The following is a 19,192-nucleotide window of genomic DNA, read 5'->3' as shown; positions in this document are numbered from 1 at the left end:
TTTAAATCGTAGCAGGTTCGGGCTTCATTGCCGTTATATCAGTACCGTCTGCACTTTCTTCTTTCTGCTTGAATCCCTTACGTTCCATGTTCTTCCACTTGAAGTCTCTATTGGTCAGATAACTGAGGTATCCTCTCAATGAACAGAAAGTGATGATGGGATGATAGAAGATAGGCTCTAATATGGACGCAATGATAATCCACAGGTATTCGTATCCTCTTTTATATAGCATCCCGACATAGTAGTCGTAGGTAATAACAACGATGGAAAGGAACTGGCAGAACGTATAGATCGTCAGGTAAATCATCCATGCCGTGTTCCAGTTGACTGCTCCTGTAAAGGCCAGATAGATAAATACTATCAAACCGACGAGCTCGATGATCGGCGCTAGAAACTCAAAAACGAACATATAAGGCAGAGTTAACAGTCCCATCTGTTTATACGTCTTTTTGAAAATCATCTTACGATGGATATTAAGTGTCTGGAACAATCCCCGTGCCCAACGGGTACGTTGCCGGTAAAGCATTGCCAGGTTGGGAGGTCCTTCCGTCCAACAACAAGTATCAGGAATCTGTACGATCTTATAAGGACGGGAGAAGTCGCACATATATCCTACCATGCGGGTGATGAGGTCCATGTCTTCGGCAAAAGAGGGAGCATCGTATCCTCCGGCTGCAATCGCTACCGAACGATCGAAAAGACCGAATCCACCGGAAACATTCGGCATACCATTGATAGCGGACCATCCCATCTTACCAATCAGATAAGAGCGCATATACTCCAGATTCTGGAAAAGTGGAATCGGTGTACGGGGAGTTCTAACGTCTATGATTTGTCCGTCTTTCACGACGCATCCGTTAGCCATCAACATCGTTCCGCTGACTGCAATTACTTGTTTTTCTGAAGATATAATGGGCGAGATACAACGATAAAGAGCATACTTTTCCAAAATGCAATCCACATCCGTGCAGATAAAATAAGGATGAGAAGCAGCGTTGATACCCGCATTGGATGCATCCGCTTTGGTTCCTCCATTTTCTTTGTCTACAACGATGAGTCGGCTGTATTTCGGGTTGGAGGATTTGAGGAGTCTTCGGAACGGTCTGGTTTTGATTCGCTCGATATAAGCATAGGGCACTTCTACCAGTTCATAATATTCGGTCATCTTTTCCAATGTACTGTCCGTACTTCCATCATTTACAATAACCACCTCGAAAAGCGGATATTCCAATGCAAGCATGGAGTTCACATTATCAATGATTGTCTTTTCTTCATTGAAGGCAGGAGCAATTACCGAAATGCCTGGTGTATAGGGGGATTCCTTGATTGTTTTCCGCATATAGCTTTCCACATAGTAATCCTTTCTCCGTTTTAGAGAAATGAAAGAGAGGAAGGCGAATGTGACGAAGAATATCGCCAGCATGCTCGTATAAAAGAATACGAAATAATTGAAGAATGTAAATATTATATCTCTCATGTTCTCTAGTTTAACTGGTTGATTAACGGATGCTTGGTGTGGGCAAACAATATAGCTGTGTGGGAATCTGCTTTTCTTTCCAATTGATCGAATGTTTTCCTTCCCATTGCACTATACTCATAGAGGGCTTTGAGTATGACTCTCTTGGTTCCCCAGTTATCTGCTTCATCATAAGCATTGTAAAGAAATCCTAAAGCCTTATCGGTCTTTAGATCCGCAATAGCCGAAATGATTTGTCGTTTGACTTCTTCCGGTTGTACATTATACATTTCAATCAGCTTAGGTTCAACCTCTTTGTATTTTAGTTTACCTAAAGTCTTGATCGCTTCACCTCGTATTTCCACAGAACGGGCATTGAGTTGCTTCGCGAGAATTGGGGCACTTTCGGTTTCATTATATAGCCGGATTTCGTTGATAAAGAATATCTTAACGTTTTCTTCAGCTGAAGTATTCACCCATTTAATAAAGGTGGGTGTGTTATATCCCACTTTCTTACGGTGCTCCAAGATAGCGTGTAACTCCATCATGTCCCATTGCCTTAACTTCATGCCGATGTCTTCGTCGAAGAAGCGGAACGGGTCACCCTGGCTTAACCACATATAAGTGTAGCGTGCCGAGTTTCTTAGTTCTAGTTCACGATGATAGAGGAAACGCACCAATACCGCTTCAGAAGCATACCCATTGATGGACTGAATAAGTTTCAGAGCTTGTATCTTTGATCTTTTGGAACCGAATTGAAGTTCGCGTTCAAGGAAACGTGTGATTTGGAATACGGTTTGAATCGTTTGATAGTTTAGTTCATTGATCTCATCTTCATGCACACTCTTGATTTCTGTTAATAGTTGAGTGATAATGCGTAACTCGTTAGGTTTCGGGCGCTTTTTCGTATCATATTCTAATCTGTCAGCTATCTCTTCTTCACTCAATGTGTTGGAATCTAGTGAGATAGATTTCATTTCTTCATAATACTTATCAAATGCTTTATTGTATTTCCGCTTCTCTTTTCGCCTTTTAAATATACCATATATAATATGGAATAGGAGAAATAAGTACGCAATAATACAAAACATTACAGCAATTGAGCATATTCTTATGATTAAAGGATAGCCAATAAACTTGTAATATATCCAATAGAAATAATATTCTATGTAATCTATACCATACAGTACTTGATCCATTTCCCTTGATATATTTATATATAGAACTTGTATATTCGGAATAAAAGCTCTATATTTGTTGTATTGAATGTTCTGTCTAATGCAAATATACGAAATAACTTGTATATATTATCCAGTGTTCATGAACAGGCCTTTTGAGCCCTATTTTAGCTCTTGTGATTATTCTCGATGGAAAGGATTGAAATTACAAATAAAGGCAAGCAAAAAGCTATTAGGAGTTAAATATATTTTTGATAAGTTAACAAATGGAGCCTGAAAATAAGTGTGATAAGCCAGGTTCTCATGCGAAACAAAAACAAACAATAAATTTAAAAATTAAATTAAGATGAAAATTAAAAGTTTGATGTATGTCCTTATGGGGACAATGTTGGTTACTACTTCCTGCTCTGATAATGAGTTGGAAAAAGGTAACGATGGTTCGGGAACTGTTGACCCGGTAAATGCTTCTGCACTTGTGAATGTATATTCCGATAAAAGTGGTTCTGAAGCGAGTCTGCTTGTGGGAGATGTATTAGTGAAAGATTCCCGTACTCTTACGTTGAATGTTCCTGCTGCTTGCGAGAAAGTGTATATGAAATACAATACAGTTTCGGGAACAGAAGCTACAAAAGAATTTGCTTTGTCTCCTGTTAGTCGTGGTGTAGATCAGAGTACTGGTTTCAATTTTGAAACAAACCGTCTGGCATCGGTAACTCTTGCGCTTCCTGAAGATGCAGTGCAGCCGACAAATGAAACGGACCAAGGCTATCTTTTCTATCATAACACAGGTGTGGTGATGTTCGAAGATGGTTGGCCTATTCAACTGGATTCATGGTATGATGAAGATTTCAACGATGTTGTATTCGAGTATGACTTGAAGGTGACTGAATGTCATAGTCAACAGATGATGGAGACTGTAGGAGGTAAAGAAGAATTGTTGTTGACTTTGGATGTTCGTGCTGTAGGTGGTATATACCCGACTGTGTTAGGTGTTGTACTGGATGGTTTGAAAAGCGAGTATGTTGATCGGATTACTGCAAGCCTTGTACTAAAAGGTGGTCAGGGAACAATGACAGACTTAGCTAAAGAGGAACTTTCTACAAAAAATATAGTGAAAGTTGAAAATAAAAATTGGAATTGGAGTAATGATACTCGCAAAGAACCGCGTTTCGCAATATTGACAGTGGATAAAGCACAAGCGGAAGGAACTGTTATTACACTGGATGGTTTAACTTCTTTGATGGATAATAATCAGGATATGTTTCAGGTAACACAAGGAAAAGTAAGAGAAGGACTACCTATGTTGCGTGCTGAAGTTAGACTGATTGGTAAAGAAGGATTAACTGGAGCTGAAAGAGATGCTCAGCTTGCAGCATTTAGAGAGTTGATTTTAGATACTAATAGACAGAATTTCTTTATTAAGGTGAACGGTGGTAAAGAAATACACATGAGGGGTTATGCACCGACTTCTGCTTACAAAGCAGAATATGAAGCATTGGTTGCGGGTGACACTACACTGGATGCAAATGTTTATTATTCAAATACCAAAGGTTCCACTTGGGGAGTTAAACTTCCGGTTGGCACACGTCATGCTTATGAACGTGTACCATTTAGAGAAGCATATCCTGATTTTACTAAATGGGTAGATAGTAAGGGTGCTTCAAACCAGAAATGGTATGAGAATTTTGTTGATGAAAAAACTATAAGATATTGGTAATGCAAATTATCAGTCAATACGTTATTTGAGTTATTTTGTACAATTTGAACCCCTCTTTTTTCGAAAAGAGGGGTTTCTTTGTATTCGGAAGAATAATCTTTAAACTAATACCGTAATGACGAAGCGATTTTTTATAGGCTACAGTTTGATTACTTTTTTTCTCTTAAATAGTGTGGTGCTTTTGGCACAGCACAAAGCTTCTTTTGTGCAGCAATGGAAAATAGAAGATGCATCCCATGCTTTGCAAATAATAGAACGTGCAGATACATTAGAATTGATAGTTCCGGACGGACTGACTATGTGGTATCGGCAACGATTGACGGGCGATTATGAAATAAGTTATCGTATTTGTATGGTGATGCAAGGTGGAAAGTATGACCGCTTGAGTGATCTGAACTGCTTCTGGGCTGCCAATGATCCTAAATACCCTGATGATCTTTTTGCCCGTAGTCAGTGGCGTGACGGCATCTTTAAAAACTATAACACATTAAACCTTTTCTACGTTGGATACGGAGGAAATGATAACTCAACGACCCGTTTCCGTCGATACAAAGGAGAATATTATGGAGTGGCAGATGACAAGGTGAAACCTTTATTGAAAGAATATACCGATGCCTCTCATTTACTCGTCCCCAATCAATGGTATGAGATTCGGATTCGAGTGGAAAAGGGAATCACAACTTATTCTGTGAATGATGAAGAGTTGTTTCGCTATACCCTTGCGGGTAGTGAAGGTGACGGACACTTCGGTTTACGTCTTTTGCAGAATCACGTACTCTTTACAGATTTTAGAGCGACTATACTTTGACTTATATACTGAAAACCTAATAAGACTATATTTCCATGATGAAACAACCTTTTACTAAATTTGGAGTGACAACTCTGTTTTCTCTTTTGTGTTCAGCATTCCTTCATGCGCAAGTTGTAACAGATGAACGGATGTTTTCTTTTGAAGAACCGCAAATACCGGATTGTATCACCGCTACCCATTCCCGCCTGTCGGTATCTGATCTGCATTATAAAGATGGAAAACATTCGTTGGAATGGACATTTGAACCGGGTGGTATATTGGAACTCAAGAAAGACCTGAAGTTTGAGAAGAAAGATCCGACCGGCAAGGATTTATATCTTTCGGCTTTTATTGTGTGGGTTTATAATGAAGTTCCCCAAGATGCGACCATTGAGTTTCAGTTTCTGAAAGACGGCAAACGATGCACATCTTTCCCTTTTGGTATTAATTTCAGTGGTTGGCGTGCCGCATGGGTTTGCTATGAACGTGATATGCAAGGCACACCGGAAGAAAGCATGAATGAACTCCGGATTATTGCTCCAAATTCAAAAGGAAGCCTTTTCATCGATCATTTGATTACGGCTACTAAAGTTGATGCACGTCAACAGACGGCCGATCTGCAAGTTCCTTTTGTCAATGCCGGGACCACCAACCATTGGCTGGTTGTCTATCAACACTCGCTTTTGAAACCGGATATTGAATTGACTCCTGTAGACGATAAGCAAAGAGCAGAAATGCAACTGTTGGAAAAGCGTTTTCGTGATATGATCTACACGAAAGGAAAAACGACTGATAAAGAAGTAGAAACCATCCGCAAGAAATATGATTTCTATCAGATAACTTACAAGAACGGCCAAGTATCGGGAGTACCTATTTACATGGTACGTGCTTCAGAAGCTTATGAACGGATCATACCAAACTGGGATAAAGATATGCTGACTAAAATGGGAGTGGAAATGCGTGCTTATTTCGACCTGATGAAAAGAATTGCCGTTGCATATAATAATGCGGCAAATCCGGTGATTCGGGAAGAAATGAAGAAGAAGTTCTTAGCAATGTACGATCATATAACCGATCAGGGAGTAGCTTATGGTAGTTGTTGGGGAAACATCCATCATTATGGCTATAGTGTTCGCGGTCTGTACCTGGCATATTTTCTGATGAAAGATGTGCTTAGGGAAACCGGGAAACTTCAGGAAGCCGAACGGACATTACGCTGGTATGCGATTACTAACGAAGTATACCCTAAACCGGAAGTCAATGGAATTGATATGGACTCTTTCAATACACAGACCACCGGACGCATTGCCAGCATTTTAATGATGGAAGATACACCGGAAAAACTACAATATCTCCGGTCTTTCTCCCGTTGGATTGATTTTGGTTGCCGTCCTGCATTGGGATTATCCGGTTCGTTTAAAGTAGACGGAGGTGCTTTCCATCATCGAAATAACTATCCGGCTTATGCTGTGGGCGGACTCGATGGAGCAACCAATATGATTTATCTTTTCAGCCGGACGGAATTTGCTGTTTCCGAGTTAGCTCATGAAACAGTGAAAAATGTACTGTTGACCATGCGTTTCTATTGCAATAAGCTGAACTTCCCTCTTTCCATGTCCGGTCGTCATCCGGATGGAAAAGGTAAACTGGTTCCTATGCATTTTGCTATGATGGCTCTAGCTGGTTCTCCCGATGGAAAGGAGGAATATGATAGTGAAATGGTTTCTTCTTACCTCCGTCTGATTTCAGACCCAAGTATTGCAAATGACTCTCCCGAATATATGCCTAAGGTTTCAAATGCTGAAGAACGTAAGGTGGCAAAACTTCTTATAGAGAAAGGTTTCCGTCTGGAACCGGACCCGCAGGGAAATATAGCGATGGGATATGGTTGCGTCTCTGTTCAACGTCGTAGCAATTGGTCGGCTGTGGCACGTGGACATTCCCGTTATCTATGGGCGGCAGAACATTATCTGGGAGCAAATCTATACGGTCGCTACCTGGCACACGGCAGTTTGCAAATATTGACTGCTGCACCGGGACAGACAGTAACTCCCGCCACTAGCGGCTGGCAGCAGGAAGGTTTTGACTGGAACCGTATTCCGGGAGTGACATCTATTCATTTGCCATTGGAGCAATTGCAGGCTAAGGTGCTCAATGTGGATAGTTACTCTGGAATAGAAGAGATGCTTTACTCCGACGAGGCTTTTGCCGGTGGTTTGTCTCAACAGAAGATGAATGGTAATTTCGGAATGAAGTTACATGAGCATGATAAGTACAACGGATCACATCGGGCACGTAAATCTTACCATTTCATCGATGGAATGATTGTCTGTCTTGGTTCGGATATTGAAAATACAAATACGGAGTTCCCGACAGAAACGACTATCTTCCAATTGGCAGTTACTGATAAAGCAGGGCATGATTATTGGAAAAATTATCAAGGAGATAAGAAAGTATGGGTGGACCATTTGGGAACGGGTTATTATGTTCCAACTCCCATCCGGTTTGAGAAGAACTTTCCTCAATACTCGCGAATGCAAAATACAGGAAAGGAAACAAAGGGTGATTGGGTTTCTTTGGTTGTAGATCATGGAAAGGCACCGAAAAACGGAAGTTATGAATACGCTGTTCTGCCTCAGATGAATGAAACTCTGATGAAGAAATTTGCAAAGAAGCCCACTTATAAGGTATTACAGCAAGACCGGAATGCACATATTGTAGAGTCCGTTTCCGAACAGATCATTTCTTATGTGTTGTTTGAAACTCCTGAAACGACATTGCCGGGTGGTTTATTACAACGTGTGGATACTTCCTGTCTGGTTATGATTCATAAAGGATCTGCTGATAAGATTAAGTTGACGGTGGCACAACCGGATTTGGCTTTGTATCGCGGTCCAAGCGATGAAGCGTTTGATAAAGATGGGAAACGTATCGAACGTAGTATCTATTCACGACCATGGATTGAAAATGCCAGTGGTGAAATACCTGTGACTGTAACGATAAAAGGGCAATGGAATGTAGAAGAAACTCCCTTTTGCAAGGTGATTTCTTCTGATAAGAAGCAAACAGTTTTGCAGTTCAGTTGCAAAGATGGTGCTAGCTTTGAAGTGGAGTTAAGGAGATAAAAGTCAGACAATAGGAGATCATTTGCTTTCCCTGATAGGGGAACAGTAGTTTCTCTTGGAGAAACCATAGTTTCCATGCCGTTGAAACTATTGTTTCTAGGTGCTGAAACTACAGTTTCCCAATGCTGAAACTTTAGTTTCCCGGTACGAAACCTTTGGTTTCAAGCCTTGAAACTAAAAGTTTCCCTACGAGAAACAAGGGTAATGCATTCATGAAATAAATAGGATTGCCTGGAGCTTCCGGAGTGAATACCTCCGCGTTGTGAAATGTAGCTTATCTGTTTCTGGTGACAGCATTATTGTTGTCACACTGCTGTCACCTATTGCTGTCACGGTGTTAATTGTTAATAATCAAACCGTTAAGCAGCAATCGGTGACAGGTGACAGATATATAATTAAAATAATTGTATAGAGAGGTTAGAACATAAACATGGCAACGGCAACAATACGGTTGTTACATACGGCATGGGTATCTTGAATTTTCCCATTGGACGTATTGAGCGAACCATACCATGCAGAGCTTAATGTATATTCCAACCCGAATTTCCAGTGGGGGACATTGTAGGTCAGTTCTGCTCCTGCCGTAACTAATTGGTTAAGGTCTGTTCCTGTTCCATAAAGTTTTGCATCATTTCCTTTGGGAGCATATAGTGCATCACTTGTTCCCAGATTCTTGGCATAGCCTACGAAGATTCCCGGCTTCCATTTCTGTCCGTAGACAACGTTGAACCAAGAGCTGGAGAAACGTATCGGAGTATATTCTTGTTCTCCCGTTTGTTCGTTGACAGACTTGATCCCGAATCCACCCAAACCGGAAGCTTGTGTCAGATTGGATCCTAATACACTCTTCGCACCTATAAACCAATCTTTATTCGTATATTTTACATGGGCTTCGTAGGACAGGGTGGTAATGCGTTCGTCCACCTTGAAGGTTGTTTCCATTGAATGCATATAGCCGGTATACGGGTCTGTAAAATAATGATGGAGTATTGCTTCCGTTCTAGGTTTCAGTGAAAGCATTTCGACGCCTACTCCTGCTTGCAATTGTTTACTTTTATAGTCTAATCCTAAGTAAATTTCGGGAATACAGCTTTGCTTCAGATACTTATGTGTTTTCCCTTCCGGTCCTTGTGAAGTATATTGTGATTGCCACACTGCGGCTCCGGTAAGTTGGAAATTCTTGTTTGTATAGCGATAACGAATTTGTGGCGCACGGCTGAATGGTTGGAACGGTGCTCCTACGGAGAGATTAAGAATCTGCGGAGACACATCTCCGAATAACGGATGCCAGTTTTGCCCGAGCAATAAAGCCGATTTACCCCAATCCAGATTCAAATAAGCATGACGAAGGCGAATGACCGAATAAGAAGTGCCTGTGCCGCGGAAGTCGACTTCTACTTTGGCAGACGTCTTGGCTGTTCCCAGTTTTGGACCGGCAACGTCTACTCCAAGGCGTGAATATAAAGTATAGAAGTTACTGTTGGGTGTTGAGGTCAAATCGTTCCCCTCCGGATCACGCACTTTGTCTTTTGGATACATATAAAACAATCCGTCTACGGTTTCTTCGTTAGCACGACTATTATAATAGAAGTCAGTACGAATCTGTCCGTAGAATTTGAACTTGAAATCCTGCATTTGTGCGAAACTGCCCGATACGGTTATCAGACAAAGAAAGATTAGAATGTATTTTTTCATAATGTGCATGTTTGTAAACGGGCGCAAAATTACGTAAAATTACTGGTTATCAGTTCATCGTTGATTAAAAAAGGCAAGGATTGCCTGATTATATTTATTGAGACTTGTGCTTTTATGAATTGCTTTCAGTAATTTTCTGTCTGCTTGCGGCATTAAATATTCCCAGAAAGTTTTCATTTTGTTCAGAAGTTGTTCGTCTCCTCCTTCCAACTGTTCTGCATATTGATTGTATACGCATTTGTGCATAGATTGCAATTTTTCTCTCATTTCATCGAACTCGAGTGCACGGTTTTGTCTATACTCCAAAGCTAATGCCGGGTTGGCAAGTAATCCCCGTCCTATCATCATTCCGGCTAGTCCGGGAAACTGTTCCTGAATGCGGTGAATATCTTCTACACTATTGATATCCCCATTATAGATGAGCGGATGTTTGCAGACTCCCTGAAAGGCTTCAAACGCTTTAAGGTCGACTTCTCCTTTATATTGCTGTTTTCCCAAGCGGGGATGCATAACCACTTGTCGTAGGGGGAGCTCATTGATAATCGGAGCCAGTTTCAGACATTCCTCCGGATCTTCCCAACCCAACCTCATTTTGATAGAAAAACTAATTTGCGGATATTCCGTAATCAGCCAGCTAAGTAACGCTTGCACTTCTTCGGGATAAGGAAGAATACCGGAACCATTGTGGCGTTTAGCCAGCATGGGAAAAGGGCACCCCATATTGATATCGACTTCCTTATATCCCTTTTCAATGAGTAGGGATAAGATTTTTTCTGCTTTCTCAAAAGAGGGAGCTATCAGTTGTGGAATCAGATGGGGTACTTGATTATTCCCGGGCTCGATTCCTCGGACATCTCTATGGCGAAATCCGCCTTTTTCGAGTCGTACAAATGGGGTATAATAAGTATCTATACCTCCGAAGCAGGCAGCATGAGCATTACGGTAAATCACGTCGGTATACCCTTGTAATGGGGCAAAATGAATAGGAAGAGTCTTTTGCATTGTTTTTATTTTTGTGCAAACTTATATATAAATGTTGATTTATACGCTAGTTGAGTAAAGAAAAATGCTTTTTCGGAGGAGAAGAAAGGGAAGAGGGTGGAAAGATATGGTAAAAGTAAAAGAGAGGAACCTCGCGGTCCCTCTCTTTCTGATGTTAAATTGATTAAAGTCTGATTTTTATAAACGTTTTCTATGATTGAAGGTTAGAAAAATTGGGGGATATGCTTTTATTCTACAACGTTTATAGTCAGTTCACGTACTACTTGACCACCTTGATGGACGTAGTTTGCATTGTTGGCTACGAAGGTAGCGGTATATGTTCCGGCCTCCTCGTAGGTATGTGAGTATATCTCTAATGTTTGCGAGATATTTTTGATGGCTACACCAGCGTCAGGATCGCAGGAACCATTGAGGAGGATTGGATTGGAAATAAGCCAAGTATCTCCTTTGGTATAATCTTTGCTACCCCCGCTAGTTACGAAATCGTTTGGTTGGCTAATTCTCCAAAAATAAGGAATATTACCATCCACTGTGGTGTATGCTATCTTGTCTGCATATTCAGCACTTTTCATTTCTTCAAGTGTGAGATTTTTGTTTCCTAATGCTTCCTTCAGTTTGGTAAGATGAGTGTTGTTTTTTGAAAGATCATCTAAATTGTAGGTTACATTTAAAGCCGAGAATTCGAAGTTCTTTGCATTAATTGTGGTTGATTTCCCATTGTTGAATTCTAGATTAAGTTGTAATCCTTTAATATGTATAACAGGCATTGTAGCGCTGTTGTCAAGGGGATTCAGGCGGAAAGCAATGCTGATTTCCTTGCCCAAGTAAGAAGTCAAAGGGCAAGAATAGTCTTTAGTAACTTTGGTTGCTTTGGGAAGATCTTCCTGGCTGACAAGTTCCGTCCAGTCACAGTTAGTAACAGCTTCTTTGTCTTTTTCCACGTTGTTGCCACTAATTCCTCCAAATCGATCGGATATTAATATGTGAGTAGAACCTTCGATGGTTTTCGCATTGCCATAGTCATATAATATAGAGAAATTGATTTCACATTTTTCTACGTCTTCCGGTTGCATTTCAATTCTGTCCCGATGTTTGTATTCATGGCCTATTTCTCCACTGAAGAAGCTGATAAAATCAGGGTCGCCATCGAAGCTGAACGTTACAGGGCTTCCTTTTTTTACAGTCACAGTTTTGCCATCGAAGCTGACATTGCTGTCTGTCACCACACCCACTTCCATTGCTGTTTCTTCTTTTAATTCCTTGTCGCATGAAGCCAGGGATAGTCCGGCAAAAGCGATAGTCATCAAACTTTTATATATTGTTTTCATGTCCTTTTCTTTTTAAAGTTATTAAGAGAATTACCAACCCGGATTATTCGTCTTGATAGCACCGTTTGATCCTATTTCATTGGCAGGAATCGGGAAATAATTGTAAGACTTCGGAATATTGAAGTAAGTATATACATTGATTCCGAACTTCCAGGATTCGTCAGCCTGTGCCTTGTCCACTTGTTCCTGCATCAGTTTGTAATAGTCTCCCCAACGGATCAGGTCGAAACGACGTGTGTACTCGAAACAGAGTTCCATTGCACGTTCGTCTTTGATAGCCTTCCGGAAGTTGGTTTCATCCAGATTTGCAGCAAGCTTGTTGATTCCTGCACGCTCTCTTACTGCGTTGATACATTCATAAGCCAGATCATTAGGACCATGGTTGACTTCATTTTCCGCCTCTGCAATCATTAGCAGAATGTCAGAGTAACGGAGAAGAGGGAAGTTGATGGAAGTATCGTTTTTACTCTTCTTGTCTGCTTCATATTCTCTACGATATTTGGCGGCAGCTCTGTTGCGGTTCTTATTGGCATCGTTCTTCGATTCACGATCACCGTAAGTGGAACCCGGCTCTGTTTTACCATAGCTGAAGGATTTGTCCCAGTATTGTTGTTCCACTTCATCTCTTTTTCCCTTTACAAATTCACGACCGTCTACCGGAGTACCTTCTCCTGCTGACTGGGTGTAAGTGAATGGAGCGATGTTCCAGTTGCAACGGTCAATGTCACCGTTTGCTTCATACAATTCGAGCAGTTTAGGAGTATTCCAGATAAAAGCGTATGCATAACCCGGATCACCTTTACCGGTGATGGATGCTTTGGAAGAAAGATCTTTACCCTGAATACCAATGATATTACCGATTCTACCTTCTGCACGTACATCCGTTGAACGGTTACCTGCAAATTCTACTTCCCAAATACTTTCATTAGCCTTGGCACCATCCTTATTGAGAGCTGTGTTATACTTATCAGAGCAAATGTCGATAAAGAAATCCCAATATTTGGCAGTCAGTGAATGTCCTTCGTTTCTGACTAACTGTGCATAGTAACTCGCTTTCTTGAAGTATTCTGTAATCTCTGCATTTGTCGTACTGTTGGCTAAACCTACTTCCTTGTCGCGCTTAGGTTCGCCGGCTCTGAACATATATACCCGTGCCAACATACCCCAAGCTGCCGATTTGGAAACACGTCCCGGCAAGTAGTTCAAATCTTGGGCGGATTTGAGATCCTCGGCAGAACCGTACATCTCTCTGATGATGAAATCATAGATCGTCTGTTTGTCTGTACGCGGGATGGCGAGGTTATAAGCATCTTCTGTAGAATTAGTTTTGAAAGGTACATCTCCCCAACATTCTACCAAAGTGAAATAATAGAATGCGCGTAAGAAACGGGCTTCGGCTTTGTATTGCTTGCGGGTGTCGTCGTTCATATCGGGCACTGCATCAATATTTTCCAGGAAAATATTGGCTCTGTTGATGCCGGAGTATAATGTGTACCACAATGCTGCAACGGCCGGATCACTTGTATTGGCATTGTTACAGATCAACCCACTTTTGTTAGGTCCGCGGTTGGCACCACCATAGTGTCCCAGATCGTCACCTCCTACAAGGTATAAGAATTCATTTCCGTAGAAGGAACTTTGTCCCAGAATGGCATAGGTTCCTGTCAGCCAAGAGGTAGCGTCCGCTTCATTTTTGAAGAAGTTTTCAGGAGTGGTGTATGTCGGGTCTTTTTCCAGGAAATCGCAGGAAGTCAGGTTAAGTCCGATAAGAAGTGATATGATGATTATTTTTATTGTTTTCATATACGTAATTGTTTGAAGGATGATTGATTAAAAACCTAAGTTTATACCAAAACTGATAGAGTAGGCTCTCGGATAAGCGGAGAAGTCCAGTCCTGGAGTCAGTGCGCCTTCACGGATAGATACTTCCGGGTCATAACCGGAATATCCTGTACATGTCCATAGATTTTGACCGGCAACGAATACACGTGCATTGTCTATCTTCCATTTCTTGGTCAGTTGTTTCGGCAGTGTATATCCTAAAGATACGGTTTTCAGACGAAGGAAAGAACCATCTTCGATAATGCGTGTAGAGAACACTTTGTTGGAACCGGAGTCGGTAGCTCTCGGAATATTACTTTCCGGGTTTTCCGGTGTCCAACGGTCTGCATAACTTGCGTACTGGTTCAAGTCACGTGTCTTATTGCTGTTCTCGAAGAACAGGCGGTTGGCATTCAATACATCGTTTCCATACGACCATTGGAAGAAGATGCTCAAGTCAAATCCTTTGTATTCGAAATTGTTGGTAAATCCGCCCGTATGTTTCGGCATACCGTTACCGATCATAGTGCGGTCGTTATCGTCGATGATACCGTCACCATTCAGGTCTGCGTATTTCGGCATACCCGGTTGTGTATTACTTTCGGAAGAGAAATACGGAACATTGCGTTTCAGTGTATATGTATCACCTACTTTGTCGAAATCTTCGTATTTGTATGTACCTTCGTAGATGAATCCGTACATCATTCCCATCGGATAACCCACTTTGGCAATGTAGCTGTATTGAGAGTTATAGTTCTGGTCAAATTTGGCTGCACTCAACAGAGAAGATTGGTTTTCGGCCAATTCTAATACTTTGTTCTTGTTGAATGCGATATTAAAGTTAGTAGTCCATGAGAAATGACGGTTCTTGATATTGGTCGTGTTCAATGTGAACTCGATACCTTGATTGCGTACCTTTCCTACATTCTTCATGGCACTGAAATAACCGGAAGAGGTGGGAAGTGCAGTATTCAGCAACAAATCACGAGTCGTTTTACGATACCAGTCTACGGTTAATCCGATGCGTTCGTCCAGGAAGCCTAAGTCCAGCCCTAGGTTCCACTGTTCGGTAGTCTCCCATTTCAGTTTTCTGTTTCTTAAGGAAGTGGGCACTGTACCTACACTTGTCAGGCTGTTTTCGAACGGATATACACCACTCGGTAGGCTACCGATCGAAATAAAATCTCCGACTTTATCTTTTAATATCTGATATAAAGCATACGTATCATACTCGCCTACACGGTTGTTACCGGTCAATCCCCAGCTTGCTCTTAATTTACCTGAAGAAACAACAGACTTCAATGGTTTCATAAAATCTTCTTCCATGAATCCCCATGCCAATGAACCGGAAGGGAAGTAGCCGAAACGGTTATCACCACGGAATTTGGAAGAACCGTCGGAACGGAAAGAAACCGTTGCATAATACAATGATTTATAGTTATAGTTCAAACGGCCCAGGAAAGAAAGCATAGACCAGGAACTCTTTAATGATTTAGTCGTACTGGGAGTTCCTTCACTCATTCCCGCCATGCCGAGTGCTTCGTTCGGAATCTGTACCGTTTTGTATGAATAGTATTCATAGTCGGAATTCTGCAGGGTTACACCTACCATGCTATTGAAGAAATGTTTCCGTTTGATATTGGTCTGATAGGTTAGAATATTTTCGTTCAACCACGTTGCACGTTGAGAATGGTAGATTTCTGCATTTACCTTATCGGATGATTTCGGATTACCATAGCGGGTCTTCGAGTTGTTGAATGTTTCCCCTTTGCGGGTATCGAACGTGTAACCGCCGGAAACTTTCAACTTCAATCCTTTGATAAATTCATATTCTGCAAATCCGTTGAACTGGATATAGTTCGCGTACGTCTTGCGATATTCATTTTTCAAAGACATGATAGGGTTGAAACGATAGTCGTTGGTATTGTTTATCGCGTCGTCCATGATGTTATCCATCAACGAGTTTAATGGTCTGTCCGGTTCGGTCACGGGGCGATATCCCCATACACTATAGAACAGGTTATTCATACCACTGTATGAGTTCTGGGAAGGAGAACCACCAGTGGTTGTAGTGCTTGAATAGTTGGTTGTCAGATAGATTTTCAGTTTCTTCTTTTGGATGGTAGTACCCATACGGCCTTGTACACGTTTGTAGTTTGATTCCAATAAGATACCGTCCTGGTCATAATAAGATAAAGAAGCATTGTAGCGAACTCCTTCCGAACCACCGGTCAGGCTGACATTGTGGCTTTGCATCCATGCGCTGCGGAAGATTTCATCCTGCCAGTTATATTGCGGGATATTTCTATAATCTTCCAGTCCCCATTTCTTACCGTCATAATTCATGAAGTAGGTAGTTTCCATATCTTTGGGACTACGTTCTGCCTGTAGTTTGACGAATTCATAGGCATCCATCATCGGGATCGTTTTGGTGATATGCTGAATACCGAAACTTCCGTCGTATTTAATTTTAGGTTGGCCGATTGTTCCTTTCTTGGTTGTAATCATCACGACACCGTTGGCACCACGGGCACCGTAGATAGCGGTAGCAGAGGCATCCTTCAGGAAGTCGAGTGACTCGATATCGTTCTGATTAATGGCTGCGGCTATGGAGGGGTCTTCCACCGGGAAACCGTCAATGACATAAAGAGGAGAGTTGTCCTGTGTCAAAGAGTTGTTACCACGGATGACGATGTTCATCTGTCCGCCCGGCATACCTTCGCCCGAACTTACGTTGACACCGGCAATACGTCCGCCCAATGTCTCGCCGAAAGAAGCAGTCGGAGTGCTAAGCAGTTCTGCCATACTGGCTTTGGCAACAGAGCCAGTCAGATCCTTCTTGCGTATCTCCTGATAGCCGACTACTACCACTTCGTCCAATGTCTTTGTGTCTTCCTTTAATGTGATAACCATTGGCTTTTGAGTGTCCACCTTCATTTCTACTGTGACATAACCAATGAAAGAAATAACCAATATCGAATTTTTATTGGGCACGTTAAAAGCAAATTTACCGTCAAGGTCAGTGATTGTTCCTTGCGAAGTACCTTTTACCTGGACACTGGCTCCCGGCACTCCTTCTCCTAAGTTATCCTTCACTGTACCTTTAACAAGTACCTGTGCAAGTACAAAAGAAACAGAAAACAAGATCAGTCCGATGGAGGAGAGCATCCTTTTTCTAGTTTGAGTGGATAAATGTTTTTTCATATATTAAAAATTAAGTGATTTTATTGAATCTACGCTTGCAAAGATAGATGGATTGAATATTCTAATATGGATAGAATTATTCAAGATTGGTGCAAAATCATACAATTTTTCTTTTCTCATAAACTATTTTTCTTTTACGGATTCTAGTAATTCAGATAATTCTTTCACTATGTCGGGGTATTGTTTTGATACATTCGTTTTCTCCGATGGATCGGAAGATAAATCATAAAGTTGAGGCTGTTTGTCGTTGCCTAACTCCATTTTCGTCCAATACTCGATAGCGGGGCCGTCGCTCGGTTCGATGTATTTCCATTGACCTTTTATGATGGCAAGTGTGTTATTGAGATTCTGTTGAACGACATACTCACGGTTTGTATTATTTTTGCCGAGGAGTACGTTCAGATGTTCTTGACTATCGGGAGCAGCTCCTTTACGTAAAGGTTGGTCCAAAAGGGAGGCGAGCGATGCATACACATCTATTTGAGAGAAAAGAGCTTGTTGCTTGTTCGGCTTTACTCGGGCAGGCCAGCGGACGATAAATGGAACGCGTGTCCCCGCTTCGTAAGCACTGTATTTCCCACCACGGTAGATCCCCATCGGAGTATGCCCGTTGAGAAGTTCGTAAGCTTGGTCTTGATAGCCGTCGTCGATAACAGGACCGTTATCGCTGGTAAAGATCAGGATGGTGTTGTCTGCGATGTGGAGGCTGTCCAGTGTGTGCATGATTTCACCGATGGTCCAGTCCAGTTGCAGGATGACGTCGCCACGAGTGCCGAGTCCGCTTTTGCCTGCGAAACGTGGGTGGGGGATGCGTGGTACATGTACGTCTTGCGTACCCATATATAAGAAGAAGGGTTCTTCCTGATGGGATGCAATGAAATTCTTGGCCTTGTTGGTGATGATATCGGCTATGTCTTCATCTTTCCAAAGGGCGGATTTTCCTCCGGTCATCCAGCCGATACGGGGAATGCCGTTGATAATTGTATTGTTGTGTCCCTGGCTGGGTTTTAAAGTGACGAGCTCTGGGTTCTCTTCTCCCGTAGGCCAGTCGCCTACTTTGTGGTCGTAGTTTACGGTGATAGGATCATTGGGGTCAAGTCCTACGACATGTCCGTTTTCTACAAATACACAAGGTACACGGTCTACGGTAGCCGGAATAATAAATTCGTAGTCGAACCCGATGCTTTGTGCGTTAGGGGTAATCCGGTTGTTAAAGTCGGTTCCACCTTTCGGACCGAGTCCCAGATGCCATTTGCCTACTGCACCGGTTGCGTATCCTGCATCTTTCAGCATATCTGCCATGGTGATGCAGGTAGTGTCGATAATGAGTTCAGAGTTGCCGGGAGCGATTCCTGTGTTTTCCTGTCTCCAAGGATACATACCTGTCAGGAGTCCGAAACGGGAAGGGGTGCTGGTGGCAGAAGTTGCATAAGCATTGGTGAATTGTACTCCTTGTCCTGCCAACCGGTCGATGTTGGGAGTGCTCACTTTTGTTGCTCCATAACAACTTAAATCACCAATGCCGAGATCATCTGCAAATATATAAATAATGTTAGGCTTTTGGCTATTCTGCCCATTGCTCTTTTGGGGTGCATGATTGCATCCTGACAGCGTGACGATGCCGGACAATAGGGGAAGTAGACGCGAAACGTTTTTCATAATGCTGAATGTTTTAGGAAATAATGTAATGAACACAAAGATAAGCGAATGGAAGAAAAAGAATGAGTAGGAATGTACAAGTGAAGTACAAAATAGTACACTTAAGAAGTTACCTTCTTTATTCGGGCGAAGATGTCCGGGTTAAGAAACCGTTTATATCATAAATTTAGGCACGGATTACACGGATTAACGCTGTTGTTTTCATACTCATCGTTTT

At 41.9% G+C, this 19,192-nt stretch carries 11 protein-coding genes; 3 read left to right on the top strand and 8 right to left on the bottom strand.

Annotated features, from left to right (window positions below):
• Nucleotide 1: 1 nt before the first annotated feature.
• Both N5O98_RS02700 and N5O98_RS02695 read right to left on the bottom strand, forming a co-directional pair.
• On the bottom strand, nucleotides 2-1,477 hold the full coding sequence (locus N5O98_RS02700) for a glycosyltransferase family 2 protein (RefSeq protein WP_269495479.1): 1,476 nt from the start codon (nucleotides 1,475-1,477) through the stop codon (nucleotides 2-4).
• 5 nt (nucleotides 1,478-1,482) lie between these two features.
• Nucleotides 1,483-2,655, bottom strand: a complete 1,173-nt coding sequence (locus N5O98_RS02695) for a HEAT repeat domain-containing protein (protein ID WP_004298140.1) — start codon at nucleotides 2,653-2,655, stop codon at nucleotides 1,483-1,485.
• 325 nt (nucleotides 2,656-2,980) lie between these two features.
• Here N5O98_RS02695 and N5O98_RS02690 point away from each other — a divergent pair, with 325 nt between their 5' ends.
• From N5O98_RS02690 to N5O98_RS02680, 3 genes are all read left to right on the top strand, one after another.
• On the top strand, nucleotides 2,981-4,351 hold the full coding sequence (locus tag N5O98_RS02690; protein ID WP_008776119.1) for an LruC domain-containing protein: 1,371 nt from the start codon (nucleotides 2,981-2,983) through the stop codon (nucleotides 4,349-4,351).
• 115 nt (nucleotides 4,352-4,466) lie between these two features.
• Complete coding sequence (locus tag N5O98_RS02685) at nucleotides 4,467-5,159, top strand: DUF6250 domain-containing protein (RefSeq protein ID WP_118161190.1); 693 nt, start codon at nucleotides 4,467-4,469, stop codon at nucleotides 5,157-5,159.
• 35 nt (nucleotides 5,160-5,194) lie between these two features.
• On the top strand, nucleotides 5,195-8,266 hold the full coding sequence (locus N5O98_RS02680; protein ID WP_269495476.1) for a chondroitinase family polysaccharide lyase: 3,072 nt from the start codon (nucleotides 5,195-5,197) through the stop codon (nucleotides 8,264-8,266).
• A gap of 417 nt (nucleotides 8,267-8,683) precedes the next feature.
• Here the strand turns inward: N5O98_RS02680 and N5O98_RS02675 are convergent, their stop codons facing one another.
• From N5O98_RS02675 to N5O98_RS02650, 6 genes are all read right to left on the bottom strand, one after another.
• On the bottom strand, nucleotides 8,684-9,961 hold the full coding sequence (locus tag N5O98_RS02675) for a DcaP family trimeric outer membrane transporter (RefSeq protein WP_008019293.1): 1,278 nt from the start codon (nucleotides 9,959-9,961) through the stop codon (nucleotides 8,684-8,686).
• Nucleotides 9,962-10,015: 54 nt separating this feature from the next.
• Nucleotides 10,016-10,963, bottom strand: a complete 948-nt coding sequence (locus N5O98_RS02670) for a tRNA-dihydrouridine synthase family protein (protein ID WP_004313853.1) — start codon at nucleotides 10,961-10,963, stop codon at nucleotides 10,016-10,018.
• Nucleotides 10,964-11,190: 227 nt separating this feature from the next.
• Entirely contained in the window at nucleotides 11,191-12,291 is a 1,101-nt protein-coding gene (locus N5O98_RS02665; protein ID WP_004313854.1) for a DUF5017 domain-containing protein, read from the bottom strand.
• Nucleotides 12,292-12,321: 30 nt separating this feature from the next.
• Nucleotides 12,322-14,094 carry a RagB/SusD family nutrient uptake outer membrane protein gene (locus N5O98_RS02660; protein WP_004313855.1) on the bottom strand — a complete coding sequence of 591 codons (1,773 nt, stop codon included), beginning with the start codon at nucleotides 14,092-14,094 and terminating at the stop codon, nucleotides 12,322-12,324.
• A gap of 27 nt (nucleotides 14,095-14,121) precedes the next feature.
• A complete protein-coding gene (locus N5O98_RS02655) occupies nucleotides 14,122-17,280 on the bottom strand; it encodes a SusC/RagA family TonB-linked outer membrane protein (protein WP_004310356.1) in 3,159 nt (1,052 codons plus the stop codon).
• 159 nt (nucleotides 17,281-17,439) lie between these two features.
• Nucleotides 17,440-18,975, bottom strand: a complete 1,536-nt coding sequence (locus N5O98_RS02650) for a sulfatase-like hydrolase/transferase (protein WP_004310357.1) — start codon at nucleotides 18,973-18,975, stop codon at nucleotides 17,440-17,442.
• Nucleotides 18,976-19,192: the final 217 nt, after the last annotated feature.

It is taken from the genome of Bacteroides sp. LFL-34, from assembly GCF_027257075.1.
GTDB classification, from domain to species: domain Bacteria; phylum Bacteroidota; class Bacteroidia; order Bacteroidales; family Bacteroidaceae; genus Bacteroides; species Bacteroides ovatus.
The sequence above is the reverse complement of the archived record's forward strand: the minus strand, read 5'-3'. Positions and strand labels throughout refer to the sequence as shown.

Coding starts and splice junctions, on each gene's coding strand:
- N5O98_RS02700 (WP_269495479.1), bottom strand. CDS start 1,477: ATGAGAGATATAATATTTACATTCTTCAATTATTTCGTATTCTTTTAT.
- N5O98_RS02695 (WP_004298140.1), bottom strand. CDS start 2,655: ATGGATCAAGTACTGTATGGTATAGATTACATAGAATATTATTTCTAT.
- N5O98_RS02690 (WP_008776119.1), top strand. CDS start 2,981: ATGAAAATTAAAAGTTTGATGTATGTCCTTATGGGGACAATGTTGGTT.
- N5O98_RS02685 (WP_118161190.1), top strand. CDS start 4,467: ATGACGAAGCGATTTTTTATAGGCTACAGTTTGATTACTTTTTTTCTC.
- N5O98_RS02680 (WP_269495476.1), top strand. CDS start 5,195: ATGATGAAACAACCTTTTACTAAATTTGGAGTGACAACTCTGTTTTCT.
- N5O98_RS02675 (WP_008019293.1), bottom strand. CDS start 9,961: ATGAAAAAATACATTCTAATCTTTCTTTGTCTGATAACCGTATCGGGC.
- N5O98_RS02670 (WP_004313853.1), bottom strand. CDS start 10,963: ATGCAAAAGACTCTTCCTATTCATTTTGCCCCATTACAAGGGTATACC.
- N5O98_RS02665 (WP_004313854.1), bottom strand. CDS start 12,291: ATGAAAACAATATATAAAAGTTTGATGACTATCGCTTTTGCCGGACTA.
- N5O98_RS02660 (WP_004313855.1), bottom strand. CDS start 14,094: ATGAAAACAATAAAAATAATCATCATATCACTTCTTATCGGACTTAAC.
- N5O98_RS02655 (WP_004310356.1), bottom strand. CDS start 17,280: ATGCTCTCCTCCATCGGACTGATCTTGTTTTCTGTTTCTTTTGTACTT.
- N5O98_RS02650 (WP_004310357.1), bottom strand. CDS start 18,975: ATGAAAAACGTTTCGCGTCTACTTCCCCTATTGTCCGGCATCGTCACG.